Annotated in this window: 16 protein-coding genes; 11 read left to right on the top strand and 5 right to left on the bottom strand. The window is 64.5% G+C overall.

The window, feature by feature from the left end:
- Positions 1-254: 254 nt before the first annotated feature.
- Positions 255-815 (bottom strand): ferritin-like domain-containing protein, encoded by a 561-nt coding sequence (locus XaplCFBP3123_RS03465; RefSeq protein ID WP_104532796.1) that lies wholly within the window; start codon positions 813-815, stop codon positions 255-257.
- Positions 816-858: 43 nt separating this feature from the next.
- Positions 859-1,341 (bottom strand): peroxiredoxin, encoded by a 483-nt coding sequence (locus XaplCFBP3123_RS03460; RefSeq protein ID WP_016903926.1) that lies wholly within the window; start codon positions 1,339-1,341, stop codon positions 859-861.
- Between the two features lie 161 nt (positions 1,342-1,502).
- Here XaplCFBP3123_RS03460 and XaplCFBP3123_RS03455 point away from each other — a divergent pair, with 161 nt between their 5' ends.
- The 8 genes from XaplCFBP3123_RS03455 to XaplCFBP3123_RS03420 all read left to right on the top strand — a co-directional run bounded on the left by XaplCFBP3123_RS03455 (position 1,503) and on the right by XaplCFBP3123_RS03420 (position 9,428).
- Complete coding sequence (locus tag XaplCFBP3123_RS03455; RefSeq protein WP_104532795.1) at positions 1,503-1,979, top strand: Hsp20/alpha crystallin family protein; 477 nt, start codon at positions 1,503-1,505, stop codon at positions 1,977-1,979.
- Positions 1,980-2,119: 140 nt separating this feature from the next.
- On the top strand, positions 2,120-3,016 hold the full coding sequence (locus XaplCFBP3123_RS03450) for a DnaJ C-terminal domain-containing protein (RefSeq protein WP_104532794.1): 897 nt from the start codon (positions 2,120-2,122) through the stop codon (positions 3,014-3,016).
- A gap of 379 nt (positions 3,017-3,395) precedes the next feature.
- Positions 3,396-3,782 (top strand): twitching motility response regulator PilH, encoded by a 387-nt coding sequence (gene pilH, locus XaplCFBP3123_RS03445; RefSeq protein ID WP_104532793.1) that lies wholly within the window; start codon positions 3,396-3,398, stop codon positions 3,780-3,782.
- Positions 3,783-4,295: 513 nt separating this feature from the next.
- Positions 4,296-5,435: an FtsH protease activity modulator HflK gene (gene hflK, locus XaplCFBP3123_RS03440; RefSeq protein WP_047130417.1), complete on the top strand. Its 1,140-nt coding sequence runs from the start codon at positions 4,296-4,298 to the stop codon at positions 5,433-5,435.
- Complete coding sequence (gene hflC / locus XaplCFBP3123_RS03435; protein ID WP_016903921.1) at positions 5,435-6,298, top strand: protease modulator HflC; 864 nt, start codon at positions 5,435-5,437, stop codon at positions 6,296-6,298. Before hflK ends, hflC begins: the two co-directional genes overlap by 1 nt.
- A gap of 422 nt (positions 6,299-6,720) precedes the next feature.
- A complete protein-coding gene (locus XaplCFBP3123_RS03430; protein WP_104532792.1) occupies positions 6,721-7,185 on the top strand; it encodes an REP-associated tyrosine transposase in 465 nt (154 codons plus the stop codon).
- A 329-nt stretch (positions 7,186-7,514) separates the two neighbouring features.
- A complete protein-coding gene (locus XaplCFBP3123_RS03425; RefSeq protein ID WP_039407247.1) occupies positions 7,515-7,700 on the top strand; it encodes a DUF2065 domain-containing protein in 186 nt (61 codons plus the stop codon).
- A 435-nt stretch (positions 7,701-8,135) separates the two neighbouring features.
- Positions 8,136-9,428 (top strand): adenylosuccinate synthase, encoded by a 1,293-nt coding sequence (locus XaplCFBP3123_RS03420; protein WP_016903917.1) that lies wholly within the window; start codon positions 8,136-8,138, stop codon positions 9,426-9,428.
- A 262-nt stretch (positions 9,429-9,690) separates the two neighbouring features.
- Here the strand turns inward: XaplCFBP3123_RS03420 and XaplCFBP3123_RS03415 are convergent, their stop codons facing one another.
- The 3 genes from XaplCFBP3123_RS03415 to bdcA all read right to left on the bottom strand — a co-directional run bounded on the left by XaplCFBP3123_RS03415 (position 9,691) and on the right by bdcA (position 12,873).
- A complete protein-coding gene (locus XaplCFBP3123_RS03415) occupies positions 9,691-11,016 on the bottom strand; it encodes a Smlt3024 family type IV secretion system effector (protein WP_172453065.1) in 1,326 nt (441 codons plus the stop codon).
- A 25-nt stretch (positions 11,017-11,041) separates the two neighbouring features.
- A complete protein-coding gene (locus XaplCFBP3123_RS03410) occupies positions 11,042-11,905 on the bottom strand; it encodes a Smlt3025 familytype IV secretion system inhibitor (RefSeq protein ID WP_104532791.1) in 864 nt (287 codons plus the stop codon).
- Positions 11,906-12,159: 254 nt separating this feature from the next.
- Positions 12,160-12,873: an SDR family oxidoreductase gene (gene bdcA / locus XaplCFBP3123_RS03405; protein WP_104532790.1), complete on the bottom strand. Its 714-nt coding sequence runs from the start codon at positions 12,871-12,873 to the stop codon at positions 12,160-12,162.
- 70 nt (positions 12,874-12,943) lie between these two features.
- Between bdcA and XaplCFBP3123_RS03400 the strand changes: the two genes are divergently transcribed.
- The 3 genes from XaplCFBP3123_RS03400 to XaplCFBP3123_RS21430 all read left to right on the top strand — a co-directional run bounded on the left by XaplCFBP3123_RS03400 (position 12,944) and on the right by XaplCFBP3123_RS21430 (position 16,623).
- Positions 12,944-13,534 (top strand): TetR/AcrR family transcriptional regulator, encoded by a 591-nt coding sequence (locus tag XaplCFBP3123_RS03400; RefSeq protein WP_104532789.1) that lies wholly within the window; start codon positions 12,944-12,946, stop codon positions 13,532-13,534.
- A 789-nt stretch (positions 13,535-14,323) separates the two neighbouring features.
- Entirely contained in the window at positions 14,324-14,959 is a 636-nt protein-coding gene (locus XaplCFBP3123_RS21435) for a hypothetical protein (RefSeq protein ID WP_172453109.1), read from the top strand.
- A 23-nt stretch (positions 14,960-14,982) separates the two neighbouring features.
- The gene (locus tag XaplCFBP3123_RS21430; RefSeq protein WP_429001607.1) at positions 14,983-16,623 is read left to right on the top strand and encodes an XVIPCD domain-containing protein; all 1,641 of its coding nucleotides are present in this window, start codon (positions 14,983-14,985) and stop codon (positions 16,621-16,623) included.
- Positions 16,624-16,803 lie beyond the last annotated feature (180 nt).

Below are 16,803 nucleotides of genomic sequence, written 5' to 3'. Positions count from 1 at the left end.
AGGCATTCTCTGTAACGCCCCATCGCGCCCGGGTGCGCTCCTACGGGCGGCGGCGCGGCGAAATCTGGTCGGACGCAACCGCACATGCACCATCCAGCGGCACAGAAAACAGACAGGGCGCTCGAGGCGCCCTGTCTGTTTCATCATCGAGTCGACTTCGACTTCGACTTCATCTTCGACTTCAACTTCGATGTGGATGTCGATGTCGACTCCGATCACCGATCGCAACCCATCGCTATATTGCAAAACTCAGCTCACTCGCCGATCCAGCCTTCCAGCATGTCGGCGAACTCGTCGGCATGCTCTTCTTCCTGGGCCAGGATGCTTTCCAGGATGCGCTTGGTGGTGGTGTCCTTGTCGCCGATGAAGTCGATCATCTCGCGGTAGCTGTCGATGGCGATGCGTTCGGCAATCAGGTTCTCCCTGACCATGTCGCGCAGGTCGGTGCCTTCCTTGTATTCGGCATGCGAGCGCTTGGTCAGCGTGTCCGGGTTGAGGTCCGGTTCGCCGCCCAGTTGCACGATGCGCTCGGCAAGCTTGTGCGCGTGTTCCTGCTCCTGCTGCGCATGCTCCAGGAACTCGCCCTTGACCGCGTCGGCAAGCATGCCCTTGGCCATGAAATAGTGGCGGTAGTAGCGCAGGGTGCACACGTATTCGGTGGCCAATGCGGTGTTGAGCAGATCGATCACCGCCTCGCGGTCGGCGTGGTAGCTCTCGGTGATGGCACCGTCTTCGATGCTCTGGCGTGCGCGGCTGCGCAAGGTGGCGGTATCGGTGATGCCGTCGGGGAGTTGCTTGGCTGGCTGGGTAGACATGGCTGGCCGTTTTCCTTCTGAGTGGTTGGGGGGAATCAATGCATCAATCTGGCAGGTGCTGCAGCACGTAATCGGCGGCGGACACCTTGAATTCGCCGGGTTCTTCGACAAACAAGGCCTTGACCACGGCGTCGTCGGCATACAGCGCGTAGCGGCGCGAGCGCAGGCCCATGCCCGAGCCGCTGGCGTCGATCTCCAGGCCCAGTGCGCGGGCCAGTTCGGCGTTGCCGTCGGGCAGCAGGTGCAGGCCGTCGGGGATCAGCTGGCTGCGGCCCCAGGCCTGCATCACGAACGGGTCGTTGACCGCGGTGCACAGCACCTCGATGCCGCGTTTGCGGAATGCGTCGAAGTGCTCCACATAGCCTGGCAGGTGCTTGGCCGAGCAGGTCGGGGTGAAGGCGCCCGGCACCGCGAACAGCAGCACCTTGCGCCCCGCGAACAGGCTGTGGGTGTCGACCGCCTCGATGCCCTCGCGCAGGCGCTTGAGCACGACTTCGGGAATGCGGTCACCAACGTGGATGGTCATGGGGCGGGCTCCTGTGGCTGAACGAAGTCTAGAAAGGGGCAGGGGAAAAGCGCGTCAACGCGCTTGAAATCCACGCCGGCACGCCTATCTGACGCACATGGCCGGCGCAGTGGCGCACGCCGCGGCAGCCGGCCGCTCACCCAACCTTTTGGAGGCTCGCAATGAATATCGTTCGTTATCCGCAGTGGCCCACCCATGCGCTGCAAAACGAGATCAAGCATGTGTTCGACCGTTTCTTCGAGCACAACGGCGACACCGACGAATCGGCGGTGGTGACCGCGCAGTGGGTGCCGCGCGTGGACATCAAGGAAGAGGCCAACCACTTCGTGCTGTACGCCGACCTGCCGGGCATCGACCCCGGCCAGATCGAGGTGCAGATGGACAAGGGCATCCTGTCGATCAAGGGCGAGCGCAACAGCGAGTCCAGCACCGAGACCGAGCGTTTCTCGCGCATCGAGCGCCGCTACGGCAGCTTCCATCGCCGCTTCGCGCTGCCCGACAGTGCCGACCCCGACGGCATCACCGCGACTGGGCACAACGGCGTGCTGGAAATCCGCATCCCCAAGCGCCCGGCGGCCACCCCGCGCCGCATCCAGGTCGGCAACGGCCAGGACCCCGCCGGCAATACGGTGCAGTAAGGCAGCAAAACCTGGAGCGGAGCGGCGTGCTTCGCTTCCCGGTGGCAACCGCACCGTAGAATAGGTGCGGTTGCCCGCCCGGCTGCAATATGACTGGCTCGTGGCCTCGGCTGCGGGCCGTTTTTTTCAGAGGTGATTAGATGGAATTCAAGGATTACTACGCAACGCTGGGCGTGGAGCCCAGCGCGGGCGATGCGGAGATCAAGACCGCCTACCGCCGGCTGGCGCGCAAGTACCACCCCGACGTCAGCAAGGAGGCCGGCGCCGAAGACAAGTTCAAGGCGATCAACGAAGCGTACGAGGCGCTGCGCGACCCGGCCAAGCGCAAGGCCTACGACCAGCTCAAGGCGCAGGGCTTCCGCCCGGGCGACGAGTTCCAGGCCCCGCCCAGCTACGGCGGCGGGCAGGGCTACGACTACGAGGAAGTGTTCGGCAACGGCGGCGCCGGTGGCGGCTTCAGCGATTTCTTCGAAAGCCTGTTCGCCGGCCAGCGCGGCGGCCGTCCGCGCGGCCCGGGCGCCGGTCCTGGTGCAGGCGCGGGTCCGCAGGCGCGCGGCGACACCCGCGCCAAGCTGGCGGTGCCGTTGGAAGCGGTGCATGCAGGCGATAGCGTGCGCATCACCATCAACGGCAAGCAGCTGGATGTGCGCGTGCCCAAGGGCGTGCAGCCCGGTCAGGTGATCCGCCTGAGCGGGCAGGGCAACGGCGGCGGCAACCTGCTGCTGGAGATCGAATACGCCGCGCACCCGCAATTCGAGGTGGACGGGCGCAACATCCTGTACACCCTGCAGGTCATGCCCTGGCAGGCGGCACTGGGCACCACCATCAGCGTGCCGACCCTGGGCGGGTCGGTGGAGTTGAAGGTGCCGGCCGACTCGGATGCCGGGCGCAAGCTGCGCCTGCGCGGCCGCGGCCTGCCGGGCGCGACCCCGGGCGACCAGATCGTGGAGCTGGAAATCCTGGCCCCGGCCCCCACCGACGATGCCCAGAAGAAGGCCTACCGCAATCTGGCCAAGGCGTTCGGCGAATCGGTGTAGGCCGCGTGGGGCGACGCGCAGGATGGGGTGAGGGCTCGGCGGGCGGGCGGTGCGCCAGTTAACGCCGATCTGCGAGGTTGAAGCGCCGTCGTACCCTCATCCGGCGCTATGCGCCAGCTTCTCCCGATGGGAGAAGGGACCAATCGCCTCGCCTGTGGGTGAAGGATTGAGGTCAGGGCACGCGATGCATGAGCGAACGGCCTTCTGCGACGTTGTTGAATCCAGCTGCTCCCTGTTCAACGTAGTACGCGTTGCACACGACACCAGCAACGTGCCACCGGATCACGCATCGCAACAGCATCGCCGGGCGCACAGCCTGGCCCAGCTACCGAAAGCGCGGCCGGCGCACTACACTCGCCGCGCACACTAGGGGAAACGCATGGCACGCATTCTGATCGTCGACGACTCGCCGTCGCAGCTGCTCGGGATTCAGCGCATCGTCGAGAAGCTGGGGCACGACACCATCACCGCAACCGATGGTGCTGCCGGCGTGGAAGCGGCCAAGTCATCGCTGCCGGACCTGGTGCTGATGGATGTGGTGATGCCCAACCTCAACGGCTTCCAGGCAACGCGCACGCTCAAGCGCGAGCCGACCACCCGGCACATCCCGGTGATCCTGGTGACCACCAAGGACCAGGACACCGATCGCATGTGGGGCATGCGCCAGGGCGCGCGCGCCTACATCACCAAGCCGTTCTCCGAAGACGAGTTGCTGGAAGTGATGGAGCGCGTGTTCAACCAGAAAGACGAACCGCCGACCGTATAAGTGCGTCGGTGAGGTATGGCCGGGGGGCGGTTTCGCTCTGCAGTGCAATAAGCCGGGCGCGTGACCGCAGCCGGTGCGACCGACGAAGGCATGCGTAGGGACCATGTCCCACCGCGCTAGTCAGTAGCCAGTGCGATGCGCCGCCCGGCGCGGATGCCACAACCCGCTGCACGACCATCTGGGGGGAGGGGTTCGCATGCCATCGGCAGCATCCCGCACGATCGCCGCGGCCGGCAGGTTGATCTGCAGGTCCGGCTGTATCGCTTGGCTGCTCGCCAACAAGCCAAGGCCAGGACGCGTGCCCCTCTCCGGCCCGCAACATCGCGTCGACTCCGTGCCACCGACCGGTCCGCGCCCGGCCATCGGCTCGATCCACCCCAGCGGCTAAACCGGGATGCGCCAATTGGGGCCTTTCAAAACGGTCGGTCTGCCCCATCTAGTAGAATCATCGAATCACACAACACGGCGGCACTGCGGGACTGGCCCGCACAGCCCCTCGATCATGGAGCGTGCATGGCCTGGAACACACCCGGCAACAAGGGCGGAGACGGCCCGGACCCCAACCGTCGCAGATCCTGGGGCCCGCGCGGTGGTGGCAACGGTGGTGGTTGGGGCAATCTGCCCGCCCCGTTGAAGGAGCTGTTCGATGGTGGCGTGGGGCGCTGGATTCTGGTCGCGGTGGTGGCGATGGTGCTGTTCTCCAGCTTCCAGCTCATCGGCGAGCAGCAGCGTGGCGTGGTGCTGCGCTTCGGCCAGTTCTCGCGCATCCTGCAGCCCGGCCCGAACTTCAAGCTGCCCTGGCCGGTCGAGTCGGTGCGCAAGGTCAACGCCACCGAGATCAAGACCTTCAGCAACCAGGTGCCGGTGCTGACCCGCGACGAGAACATCGTCAACGTCTCGCTCAACGTGCAGTACCAGATCAGCGACCCGCGCCAGTACCTGTTCGGTTCGCGCAATGCCGATCTGGTGCTGGAGCAGGCCGCGCAAAGCGCCGTACGTGAGCAGGTGGGTCGTTCCGACCTCAATACCGTGCTCAACAACCGCGGCCCGCTGGCCATCGCCTCCAAGGACCGCCTGCAGGCGGCACTGGATGCCTACAACACGGGTCTGTCCGTCACCGGCGTGACCCTGCCGGACGCGCGTCCGCCGGAAGAAGTGAAGCCGGCCTTCGACGAGGTCAACGGCGCCCAGCAGGTGCGCGAGCGCCTGATCAACGAAGCCCAGGCCTACGCCGCCAAGGTGGTGCCCGAGGCGCGCGGCCAGGGTGCGCGCACCCGGACCGGCGCCGAAGGCTACAAGCAGGCGGTGATCTCCAAGGCCGAGGGCGACGCCGATCGCTTCACGCTGTTGCAGGAGCAGTACGCCAACGCCCCCGAGGTCACGCGCAAGCGCCTGTGGCTGGAAACCGTGCAGAAGGTGCTGTCGGAGAACCGCAAGGTGATCGGCAGCGATGGCCGCCAGGTCATCTATGTGCCGTTGCCGGCCGACGCCAGCAAGTCCGCAGGCAATAGCGGCGCTGCGGGCAACAGTGGTATGCCGTCGATGGTGCCGCAGGATGTGCTGTTGAATCCGCCGCAAACCAGTGGCGGCAGCGAGAGCATCCGCAATCCGGAGCGCGGCCCGCGCCCGACCGGCCGCGAGGGAACCGAATAATGAAGAATTCGCTAGTCATCGGCCTGATCGTCGCCGTGTTGCTGACCCTGATGGGCTCGGTGTTCGTGGTGCGCGAGGACCAGACCGCCATGGTGCTCAACCTGGGCCGTGTGGTGCGTGCCGACCTCAAGCCCGGGTTGCACTTCAAGATCCCGGTGGTGGAATCGGTGCGCGTGTTCGACCGCCGCTTCCAGGTGCTGGACACCGCCCCGGCGCGTTACTTCACCGCCGAGCAGAAAGACGTGAGCGTGGACTTCTTCGCCATCGGCTACATCTCCGATGTGCGGGCGTTCTATCGCGCCACCGGTGGTGAGGAGTCCGTCGCCAATTCGCGCCTGGCCCCGATCATCACCGACTCGCTGCGTAACCAGATCAACTCGCGCACCCTGCAGCAGCTGGTCTCCGGCGACCGCAGCGAATTGATCGCCAACCAGCTCAAGGGCATCAACGGCGCCATCAAGGGCTTAGGGATGCAGATCACCGACCTGCGCATCAAGCAGATCGACCTGCCGACCGACAGCCAGGTGATCACCGACGTCTACGAGCGCATGCGCGCCCAGCGCAAGCAGGAAGCCAGCAAGCTGCGTGCCGAAGGCGAAGAGCAGGCCCTGACCATCCGCGCCCAGGCCGACCGCGAGTCCACCGTGATCGTGGCCGACGCCGAGCGCGATGCGCAGAAGCTGCGCGGCGAAGGCGATGCCGACGCCGCCCGCATCTACGGCCAGGCCGGTTCCAAGGATCCTTCTTTCTACGCGTTCTATCGCAGCCTGGAGGCGTACCGCGGCTCCATGACCGACGGCAACGGCGTGGTGGTGCTGGACAAGAACGATCCGTTCCTGCAATACCTCAAAAGCGATCGTTGATCGCGCTGCTTTGAGGCGACAACGCCCGCGTAATGCGGGCGTTGCCGTATGTGCTTCTCACTGCCGAGCAGGCATGCGCGCGCCACACCCGTAGGAGCGCACCCGGGCGCGACCGCTTTACCGGCAATGCCCGTCGCGCCCAGGTGCGCGCCTACGCGTGGTGCGTGTGGGCTGATGGGTCGGGCGCATGGCCTTTCGTGGACCGCGATGCTGATGGTCATGTCTGGAATCAGCAGATGCCTGGCGCGCCTCTCCCGTCTTGTTGACCAGACTCGGCCCGGTAGGAGCGCACCCGGGCGCGACCGGCCTTCCCGACATACCTGGCTATTGGTCTTCAATACCCAGGTGCCAAGGAAATTCCCGAGCGCAAAACACCCCAACCGCCGATATCACGCCTTGTCCAAGGCCGTCAGCATCGAGCCATGACCAACATCCATTCTCCAGGGCATCGCGCGCTGCGCCGTGGCAGGCATTGCGCCCCCAACAGCGTTTACCTGCTGACCACCACGACATGGCAGCGTCGCGCCGTGTTCGCAGATTTTCTGCTTGCAGCAACCGCCTGCCGGGCATTCATCGCAGCAACGCCCTCCGATGCCAGGCTGCTGGCCTGGGTATTGATGCCGGATCATGTGCATTGGCTGTTGCAGCTCGGACGCACCACCGCGTTGGCCGACGCCGTCTCTCGCATGAAAGCGTGTGCAGCGCGCGCGGTAAACGATCAGCGCCAGCATCACGCACCGGTCTGGAGCCGCAGCTATCACGACCACGCATTGCGCAAAGACGACGACCTGCACGCAGCCGCGCGCTACCTCATTGCCAATCCACTGCGGGCCGGGTTGGTCACCCGCGTGGGTGATTACCCATTCTGGGACGCAGTCTGGCTCTGAGAGGTGAGTAATGCGCATCCAACCCTGTTAGCCGCGTAGGAGCGCACCCGGGCGCGACCGCTTTACCGGCAATGCCCGTCGCGCCCAGGTGCGCTCCTACGAGGTGCGGCATGTGGGGGCGTTGATTCGGTTGCTTCTCGTGAACCGGTGATCGTGCTTCGGACGGTCTGCAGATCTTGCGAGGCTCGCCACCTTGCCGCGTAGGAGCGCACCCGGGCGCGACCGCTTTACCGGCAATGCCTGTCGCGCCCAGGTGCGCTCCTACGGTGTGGCGTGTCGGGGTGCCGAACCGGGCACACTGCAGCTCCCTCGTTGTCCTGGTGTTGCTGATGCACGAGTTCCTGTCCGCGTTATGCCTGATCGCCGTCATCGAAGGCCTGCTGCTGTTCGCCGCGCCCGCCGCCTGGAAGCGCATGGTCGAGCAGCTGTTCAGCCTGCCCACGGCCCAACTGCGTGCCATCGGCGGTGTGACCCTGGTGCTGGGCGCGATCGCGCTGTGGATCGTGCGTCACTGAGTGGGTGGTCCATTCCGACCGCAACGGGCAGCGTAGGAGCGCACCCGGGCGCGACAGGCGTTACCGGTGAAGCAGTCGCGTCCGGGTGCGCTCCTACGACCCGCGATGGGGGGGGATTTTTGCCATGGGATACTCCCAGGCTAGGGACTGGCAGGGCCCGGAGCACCGCGCAACCGATAGCCAGCGGCAATCCGACCAGCCCCCCGATCCGCCGTTCGCCGGGGGTAGTGCATGTCACCGGAAACCCGGATAATGCACAAAAGCCGGCCGGGCACGCTCACACAGGGCACCTCGTTCGGCTTTTTCCGTGTCAGGGCTTTACGCGCCGCTGCAACGCTCCCCGATGGAGCCGCGCGCCGGGTGGCGCCGTCAGCCGTGAACCGGTCCCATCCCGCGGCCCCGATGGCCGCAGCAAAACTCAGGAGTTCACCCGTCATGGGTCAGTCAGTTGTCGTGCTCGGTGCCCAGTGGGGCGATGAAGGCAAGGGCAAGATCGTCGATCTGCTTACCGAAGAGATCGGTGCGGTCGTCCGCTTCCAGGGTGGCCACAATGCCGGCCACACGCTCGTCATCAATGGCAAGAAGACCGTCTTGCACCTGATTCCGTCCGGCATCCTGCGCGACGACGCGCTGTGCCTGATCGGCAATGGTGTGGTGATCTCCCCGGCCGCGCTGATCAAGGAAATCAGCGAACTGGAAGGTGCCGGCGTGGAAGTGCGCTCGCGCCTGAAGATCTCCCCGGCCGCGCCGTTGATCATGCCGTACCACATCGCCCTGGACCAGGCGCGCGAGAAGGCCGCCGGCGGCAAGGCCATCGGCACCACCGGCCGCGGTATCGGCCCGGCGTACGAAGACAAGGTCGCCCGCCGCGGTATCCGCATCGCCGACCTGCACTACCCGCCGCAGCTGGAAGAACTGCTGCGCACCGCGCTGGATTACCACAACTTCGTGCTGACCAAGTATCTGGGCGTGGAAGCGGTGGACTTCCAGAAGACCTTCGACGAAGCACTGGCCTTCGGCGAGTACGTCCAGCCGATGAAGTCGGACGTGGCCGGCATCCTGCATGACCTGCGCAAGCAAGGGAAGCGCGTGCTGTTCGAAGGCGCGCAGGGCGCGCTGCTGGATATCGACCACGGCACCTATCCCTACGTCACCAGCTCCAACACCACCGTCGGCGGCGCACTGGCCGGCACCGGCGTGGGCGCTGACGCCATCGACTACGTGCTGGGCATCGCCAAGGCCTACGCCACGCGCGTGGGTGGCGGCCCGTTCCCGACCGAGCTGGACGACGCAGTGGGCCAGGGCATCCGCGACCGCGGCGCCGAGTACGGCGCCTCCACCGGCCGCCCGCGTCGCTGCGGCTGGATGGACATCGTCGCGCTCAAGCGTGCGGTGGCCATCAACGGCATCTCCGGCCTGTGCATCACCAAGCTCGACGTGCTCGACGGCATGGAAAAGCTCAAGGTCTGCATCGCCTACGAATACCGCGGCAAGCGCACCGAATACGCTCCGCTGGACGCGCAGGGCTGGGAAGAGTGCACCCCGGTGTATCTGGAGTTCCCGGGCTGGACCGAGAACACCCACGGCATCACCGAGTGGGACAAGCTGCCAGTGGCCGCACGTGCCTACCTGCGCGCGCTGGAAGAACTGGCCGGCTGCCCGATCTCGATCGTCTCCACCGGTCCGGATCGCGACCACACGATGGTGCTGCAGGACCCGTTCGCCTGATCGGCTGACGCCGACGCGGCATCGTCCAACGGCCCGGCTTGTCCGGGCCGTTGGCGTTTGAGGGTTGCTGATTTGCCATGAGTTCCAGCGGCGCCGGGGCGCAGCTGGCGCGGTTACGCCGGTGCTTTGTCATCGTGGGGCACGCTGCGTTGTCGTGGATGCGCGCAGACCTGCACTGGCCGGCTACGGTAGGGCCAGTGCCGCGCGTCATGCATCGAGATCGGCCGGAAGTAGACAGGTAGGTGCTCTGAGCAGCGCTGCCTTATCCCATGCGCATCGACGCACTCTCACGCTGCCGGTTGTCCGTCTCCTGCTGCTGGCCCTGCGCCAAGGCCTGCTGGCGATCGGCGCTAGCGACTTCCAGTTGCTGCAGCGATTGTTCCACCGGCGTCTGCACGGCCACGTCGGTCGGCATGTGGGCGCGCAGGTGCGCCGGGTTGTTCAACTCGCCCTGCACCACAAACACGGTGCGGCCGGCCGGGCTGTCGGCAGTCTGTCGGCTCAGCACCACGTGGTCGGCCCGGTCCAGATTGTTCTGGCGGGCGAGGGTCATCACGCTGGCGATGAGGCGCTCGCTGTTCTCGTCCGGTGTGCGCCCGGCGTGCGCATCGATCGCGTTCACGCCCGCGCGCACCTGCTGCAGTAATGCGTAGTCCCGGTGATCAGGGCCGATCTCGGCGAGTTTGGTAGGCGCCTGCGTCCGCTCGGGCATACCATCGGCCGATGCCGTGAACGGGCTGCGGGTGATGGAGCGGTACGGGTCGTCTTCGTGGAACTGCGTGGCTTTCTGCTGCCGTTCCAGACGCACGGCGCGGGCATCGTCGAGTTCGGCGATACGGCCGGCATTGGTCTCTTCGCGCATGGACAGATGCCCGCCGCCTGCGCTGACGTTCACCCACTTCTGTTCTTTCTCGAAGTACATCGCATAGAAGCTGTTGCTGCCGATCACATTCGGGTCGACGGCGGAGCGGCCTTCCAGCATCTGGATCGCCTCGGTGGTGCCGAGCTTGGCCAGGTACTGGCTGCCGGCCGCCAGTCCCATCTGCGCAAAGGTCTCGTAGCCGGTGTTGCTGATGCGAGTGGCGCCGACGTACGCGTTGTCGAGCATGTTGGTCCAGATTTGTTCCAGCTTCTGGGGGCCGCTTTTTTCCAGGGCCGCTTGCAGGAGGACGCGTGGGGTCCAGCAGTTGGGGTCGAGCTCATGGTCCAGGAAGGCTTGGTCGTGTGCTCGCATGACGTCCTTGCCGGGAAGGTTCAGTGCCATATCCGGACGCTCTTTGTCGAACCAAGCTTGTCGAAGCTCAAAATCCTTCTTGAGCAGCGTTTGCCCGAACTCTTCCCACTGGCGTTCGCTCAATTCAGCATTGGCAAAACGAGAGCCAGTATCGTGCTGTGTCCTGGCATAGTCTTGCGCGTAATTGTTAGCCACTTGCCCTGGCAAGCTGTCGTTGCGCACTACGCCTAATGCCAGCGTCCCATAGCCGTCTGCTCCATCAAGCTGCGAGAGATAGTTCCAATATAGCTCGCGATTGCCTTTATTCGCATAGTTGGAAAGAATTTCCAGATCCTGCTCACTCAGTCCGCTCACCGGCTACTCCCTGTAAATACGCTAATCACTGAATTTTAGTGCGGGTTAATACGTTCCTCACCGCATCTTCCATGCGCTTCCAGTCCTTCAGGAATGCACGCTTGTAGTTGAGACTGATGGAAAGTTTGTTTTCGATGTCAGAGAAGTAGTGGACGCAACTTGCAGCAACGGCACCTTTTTCATGGACCACTTCAGATCCCTCCAGCCGAACGCCATCTGCTCGAAATTTTTTGCTGTCGCACTTGATGAACGTGGTCAAATTGCCGCTGGAGTCGCGCGCGACGTACCAGTCGTCTTCAAACGCAGGGTTGCGCGTCGGAGGCTCGCCGTGGTGGGCTTCATACGCTTTTACATATGCCGCCATCTTCTCCTCATCAATGGCATAGGGCGTTAATCCGAATGCTTCAGGCTGTGCGATGCGGAGATCGAGCCGGGCGACAGGATTGCCCCGCTCAACTGAGTCTGCCTCTGTACGCCTATCGTTTGACGAGAAACGCTCAAGCAATACCTCAATGGGAACACGGTCGATGTAGTCGATCGACACGGAAATTTCCTTGCGGAAATCATTCGTACGCGGGTTGGCCCGTGCCCCGGGCGGGGTGGGGGTCATGTCTGGCCACTCGATGACCAGCGTGACGCCTTCGCCCGGCCATGGCGCGATCTGGCTGTCCAGGTAGTTGGCGGGGATGCGGAAGGTGTTCGGCCCCAGCTTCACGTCAACCGGAGCGTCCGAATAGGTGTGCCCGTTGATGGTGCGGCCTGTGGTGACGTTGTCTGGCATGGGGGAAGTCCTTTTCTGTTCGGGTGATGGCGTCCGTGCACAAGCACTGCCGGTCACAGCAACGGCGAGTGCAAGGGCCAGGCACCGGCCGGATGACATCATGCGCATTGGTCAATCCATTGCAGGGTTCGCCGCAACTATAGGCAACCTGGGATGAGCGCGACAGCAAGGACCAAGCCTGCGATGACCCGTGCCATGCGCCGCATGACATGGGAATGCGATCACGCGCTGCCGGCAGGAGATGCCGGTGAATCAAGACGCTGGCGGTGCAACGTCAGCTCGCCATGTGTGTTGACGGAGGGCGTTTGCCGCCATCGGTCGCACGTGTCGAGCCGCAGTGCCATCAACGCAGCGTCGCCGCGTCACGCCCCAAACGCACCATCGATCGTATGCATCGCCCCGGTGACAAAGCCTGCTTCCGGGCCAGCCAGCCAGGCCACCATGCCGGCCACTTCGTCGGCGCGGCCGTGGCGCTTGATCGCCATGAAGCTGTGCATCAGGTCTTTCATCGGCCCGTTTTCCGGGTTGGCGTCGGTATCGATCGGGCCCGGTTGCACCACGTTGATGGTGATGCCACGCGGCCCGAAGTCGCGGGCCAGCCCGCGCGCCAGCCCTTGCAACGCGGATTTGCTCAGCGCGTAGGACGCCATGCCGGGCAGCGGCATGCGGTCGCCGTTGACCGAGCCGATCACGATGATCCGCCCGCCGGACGGCATCTGCCGCGCTGCCTCCACGGCGGCGTGGTAGGGCGCGTGCACGTTGATGCGGAACAGCCGGTCCACTGCGTCCGGATCCTGTTCCAGGGCGTCGCCGAACAAGGCGATGCCGGAGTTGACCACCAGCACATCCAGCGGCCCGCTGCGGCGCACCGTGGCGATGACCGCATCACGGTCGGCGCTGTCGGCCAGCACCGCAGTGCTGCCGGTGTCACCGGCCAGGCGCTGCGCCGCGTCGGCAGAACCGGCATAGGTAAACGTCACCCGTGCGCCCTCGGCCACGAAGCGCCGCACGATGGCGGCCCCAATCCCCCGGCTGCCACCGAGCACCAACACCGACTTGTCTTTGAACGCTGACATGCATCACCTCGCAATTAATGTAGCGAGCAATACATAATAGATTTCGCCTGCCGTCAAGGATTTTGTAACAATGACTACAGAAACCTCCCGGGCGCGCGGCCGGCCGCGCGCATTCGACCCGGATCAAGCGGTCGCCACCGCGCAGCAGCTGTTCCATGCGCGCGGCTACGACGCATTGAGCGTGGCCGACCTCACCCAGGCGCTGGGCATCAACCCGCCCAGTTTCTACGCCGCCTTCGGCAGCAAGGCTGGCCTGTATGCGCGCATCCTCGACCGCTACGCGCAGACCGGGGCCATCCCGCTGCCACAGATCCTGGACACCGCCCGCCCGCTGGCCGACGCCCTGGCCGACGTGCTGGAGCAGGCCGCCCGCTGCTACGCCGCAGACCCCGCCGCCACCGGCTGCCTGGTGCTGGAGGGCACGCGCAGCAACGACGCGCAGGCGCGCGAGGCGGCCTGCGGTTTTCATGTCGCCGCCCAGGAGTTGATCCGCTCCCACATCGCCCAGCAGTGCCCGCACGACGCCGACCGGCTGGCGGACTTCGTGAGCACCACCATGGCCGGGCTGTCCGCCAGCGCCCGGCATGGGCAGAGCCTAGAGCGTCTGTTGGCGAGTGCGCGGTTGGCGGGGGAGGGGATTCGGGCGGCGCTGCGCGGATAGGCAGGGCGCGAGTAGGCAAGGTGCGAGCGGGCAGAGGGCTTTCGATGGCGTGCGCGCACCTGCTCGCTAATCGAGGTGCGCTTGCCGCTGCCCAGTACGGTCAATGGGCAGGTGGTACGAGATGGTCGTGATCGGCCGTCGCTCAGGCGAAGTCGTTGTCGGATGACTGGTGCGGTAAATCAGGAAGGGACGGGGCAGCGCCTATGGGTCATCCATGTTCTAGGCTGGCTTTAACACAGGCCACTTCGACCTCTTTGTGCAATGCTGGCGATCACATGGAGCTGCACGCAGCGCGTTGGTTGAACGTTCCGAACCATCCGAATTGCTGCTCACCCCGGACAGTCGCGCTGAGTCCATACCAGATGGCGTCTTTGCGGGATGCAGCGTCTATTTCGGTCCCGAAATGAGAGTGTCGCCGAACCGTTTTCGTCTGCGATCAGTCACTTGACCGAGCCTCCTCATGCGGCCACAGTCCGTGGCGTTCGTCCTCTCCGTTCAAGGATGCCCGTGAAGAAGCTGACGCATTGCATCGTGGCGACCGCGCTGGTGCCCATCATGACGCTTGGGTGTGCACGGCTTTCGATGGAACAGGCTGCCGCAAAACCCCCAAGTGGTGCACACGAAGCATCGTCCTTTCCTCAGGCGCCTGCTGCCACGCCTTCACCTTGGGTGTCCTTCAAGCTGGAACGGCAGATGGGCGCCGTCTGTGTGGACCGTACGCAATCACAGGGCTCCTCGCCTGCGCCTTTGCTAAGGGACGGGTTTTGCAAAGGCCCGGCACCTGCGCATATGGCGGCTGCATTGCTTGCCCTGCCTGCAGATGCGGTCGATGCCTCGCCGCAAGCGCGCGAAGCGAGCCTGCGCGATGCCGTATACGTGGCCGCACTCGGCCTGGGACGGCGCGCGGACTTCACCGTGGTTGCGGGTGATCTGACGATCCGTTCTTTTGAAAGTGCGGATCCTGACAAAACGGTGTACCTGGTCTGGCCGGTGAAATGTGGCGCGGGCGAAGCTGGCCTCGCGTGCCAGTCAGGCAAAGGGCGAAAGGCGTATCGCGTCACCAAGGACGGCACCGCACGCGATGTCAGTGCAGCGGTGTTTCCGCCAGCGCCTGGCCTGACTGTAGAAGATGTTGCCAGGCAAAACGACCACGGCGGCTCGGAGCTTTTTCTGTTCGACGACAAGCTGCCCTTGGCACCGACGATGCGATGGTTGATGGAATTCGATCCTGACCAGCCGCTGGCCACCGATGACCCGAAGCGTGTCGGGTCTTACGCCCATTTTGGTTTTCTTCGGTGGACAGGCGAACGCTTCGAGCTGGTAGAACGAGTCGCTAGAGCGCAGTGGCCGTGTCGCCAGCAGCGCACAGGCGAACCGGCATGTGCGGATTATCCAGATGGTGAGGACCGTTTCATCAGCGAGTGACCACTTCTGCAAGGAGCATCGAAATGGCGAGATCCAACGATTTAGACATCCGTGCGACCGCCGACCAGATTTCTGCGTTGTTCAACGCCAATCGACAGGCCGAGGCGCTGGGCATGCTTGATGAGCGCAGACAAGGCCAGTCAGAGGTCGTGCGTGACGCACTGGATCGCTACGTCGGCGCAGCGTCCGCCGGTGCAATCGCCAATCAACAACAAGGGCCGGTCGCCGCTGCGGATGCCAGTGTGCTGCAACGCTTGCAACTAGCCGCGTCAAACCAGCCAGCAATTCCGCCGCAGGCGCAAATGGCTGCCTTGAGCGACGCACAGCGCTATGACGTCTATGCGAGCATCGTGCAGGTGAGAGGTAACGAGGCCGCGCACGAGACACTCTCGCGACCCAACGAGCGCGTGGTATTGGGCCTTCGCCAGGAAAACTCAACGCTTGCGGCCATGCAGGATCGCGCGCATGCCGGAAGCTTGCGGAGCGACGATCCGGCAACCCCTGCCATCAACGAAGCTCAGGGCGGCACGGGCGTCTACAACGATCGACTGGTCGTGCTTTGGAAAGATGCCGATGGCACGCGTCATACGCAGGTGGCCCAGCAAGCAAACACCGAGCCGACAGCGCAATACGATCATCATGCAGGCAACACGGGGCGGCGCCCGCGTGCGGAAGGCGGCATAGAGAACAGGACATTTGCACCGTCGCCGGGCTTTGAGAGCATCACAAGGCCAAGGAAGATCGAAGGCGAGGATGTCAATGCCGATGGCATCAGGGATCTCGGTCGCCTGAGCGAAGGCACCATCGAGATGCGGATGGGGCAGCACCCAAATCCCAGCCGGCCAGGCACCCAAGACAACGCATTACGCCCAAGTCAGGCGGCAGTCGATGCAGGGAGGGGCGGCGTACAGCGGGATAGCAATGCGGACGGCTGGTTTGATCAAGCCGATCTCAACGGTGTGCAAAATCTCAACGACACCTTCAAGATTCATCGCGGTTCCAGCGGCAGTACCGATTCGGCTGGCTGCCAGACAATTCATCCAGCCGAGTACGATGGGTTCATCGCGGCGGTTCAAGGCAACCCTGCGCAGACGCGCTGGCAATACGTGCTGACCAGCACCACACCCGGGCCGGTGCGGGAGCAGCATCAGGACCAAGGGCGAGGGCGTGAAGGGGTACAGCCAGGGCAGGAGGAGCGGCAGAACGGCGGGCCTGCAGCGCCTGTGCCTGGGAGGCCACGACAGGCAGACGCAGAAGACGCCCAACCCGCGCCTCATCCGTTGCATGCACAGGCCAGCACCTTGGTTGGCCGGTTGGACGCCAGCATGGGTCGTACCAGCGATGCGCACAGCGAGCGGATGAGCGCCAGCCTGGCCTATCTGGCAAAGGAGCACGGGCTCGAGCGCATCGACCACGTAATGCTGAGCAACCAGACGCCGCGTGCAGCGGCCGGTGCCACCGTGTTCGTGGTACAGGGCGAACCCAGCAACCCGGCCCATCTGCGCGCCAGCATGCCCACTGACGTGGCAGTCAGTACGCCGGTGGAGCAATCGCTGGCAAAGCTGCAAGAGCTAGATGCGCGTACCTTGGCGCAAGCGCAGAGTCAGGCGCAGGAAAGACTTGTGGCGCAGGAAGAGGCTGTCAAGCCACGAAGCATTGGGTGAGAGCTTTTGGCTTTTGCTTTTGACCTGTAGACCCACCGGTCCAGGCAGCGTGTAGCTGAGACTGCCTGCACAAACACGTTGTTCGCCGCATTCCATATTCCGGAATATGGAATGCGGCAGACTCGGCTGTGGCATTGAAGCCCAAGGATCTCGTGGTGCCATACAAGCAGGGTCGCCCAG

This window comes from Xanthomonas arboricola pv. populi, from assembly GCF_002939945.1.
In the GTDB taxonomy this organism is placed as follows: domain Bacteria; phylum Pseudomonadota; class Gammaproteobacteria; order Xanthomonadales; family Xanthomonadaceae; genus Xanthomonas; species Xanthomonas arboricola_A.
This window is presented reverse-complemented; position numbering and strand designations above follow the sequence as displayed.

Excerpts from the sequence above, each read along its gene's own strand:
- XaplCFBP3123_RS03430 (WP_104532792.1), top strand. The coding sequence starts at position 6,721 with ATGACCAACATCCATTCTCCAGGGCATCGCGCGCTGCGCCGTGGCAGG.
- XaplCFBP3123_RS03460 (WP_016903926.1), bottom strand. The coding sequence starts at position 1,341 with ATGACCATCCACGTTGGTGACCGCATTCCCGAAGTCGTGCTCAAGCGC.
- XaplCFBP3123_RS03420 (WP_016903917.1), top strand. The coding sequence starts at position 8,136 with ATGGGTCAGTCAGTTGTCGTGCTCGGTGCCCAGTGGGGCGATGAAGGC.
- XaplCFBP3123_RS21435 (WP_172453109.1), top strand. The coding sequence starts at position 14,324 with ATGGCGGCTGCATTGCTTGCCCTGCCTGCAGATGCGGTCGATGCCTCG.
- XaplCFBP3123_RS03400 (WP_104532789.1), top strand. The coding sequence starts at position 12,944 with ATGACTACAGAAACCTCCCGGGCGCGCGGCCGGCCGCGCGCATTCGAC.
- hflC (WP_016903921.1), top strand. The coding sequence starts at position 5,435 with ATGAAGAATTCGCTAGTCATCGGCCTGATCGTCGCCGTGTTGCTGACC.
- pilH (WP_104532793.1), top strand. The coding sequence starts at position 3,396 with ATGGCACGCATTCTGATCGTCGACGACTCGCCGTCGCAGCTGCTCGGG.
- bdcA (WP_104532790.1), bottom strand. The coding sequence starts at position 12,873 with ATGTCAGCGTTCAAAGACAAGTCGGTGTTGGTGCTCGGTGGCAGCCGG.
- XaplCFBP3123_RS03455 (WP_104532795.1), top strand. The coding sequence starts at position 1,503 with ATGAATATCGTTCGTTATCCGCAGTGGCCCACCCATGCGCTGCAAAAC.
- hflK (WP_047130417.1), top strand. The coding sequence starts at position 4,296 with ATGGCCTGGAACACACCCGGCAACAAGGGCGGAGACGGCCCGGACCCC.
- XaplCFBP3123_RS21430 (WP_429001607.1), top strand. The coding sequence starts at position 14,983 with ATGGCGAGATCCAACGATTTAGACATCCGTGCGACCGCCGACCAGATT.
- XaplCFBP3123_RS03465 (WP_104532796.1), bottom strand. The coding sequence starts at position 815 with ATGTCTACCCAGCCAGCCAAGCAACTCCCCGACGGCATCACCGATACC.
- XaplCFBP3123_RS03410 (WP_104532791.1), bottom strand. The coding sequence starts at position 11,905 with ATGCGCATGATGTCATCCGGCCGGTGCCTGGCCCTTGCACTCGCCGTT.
- XaplCFBP3123_RS03425 (WP_039407247.1), top strand. The coding sequence starts at position 7,515 with ATGCACGAGTTCCTGTCCGCGTTATGCCTGATCGCCGTCATCGAAGGC.
- XaplCFBP3123_RS03450 (WP_104532794.1), top strand. The coding sequence starts at position 2,120 with ATGGAATTCAAGGATTACTACGCAACGCTGGGCGTGGAGCCCAGCGCG.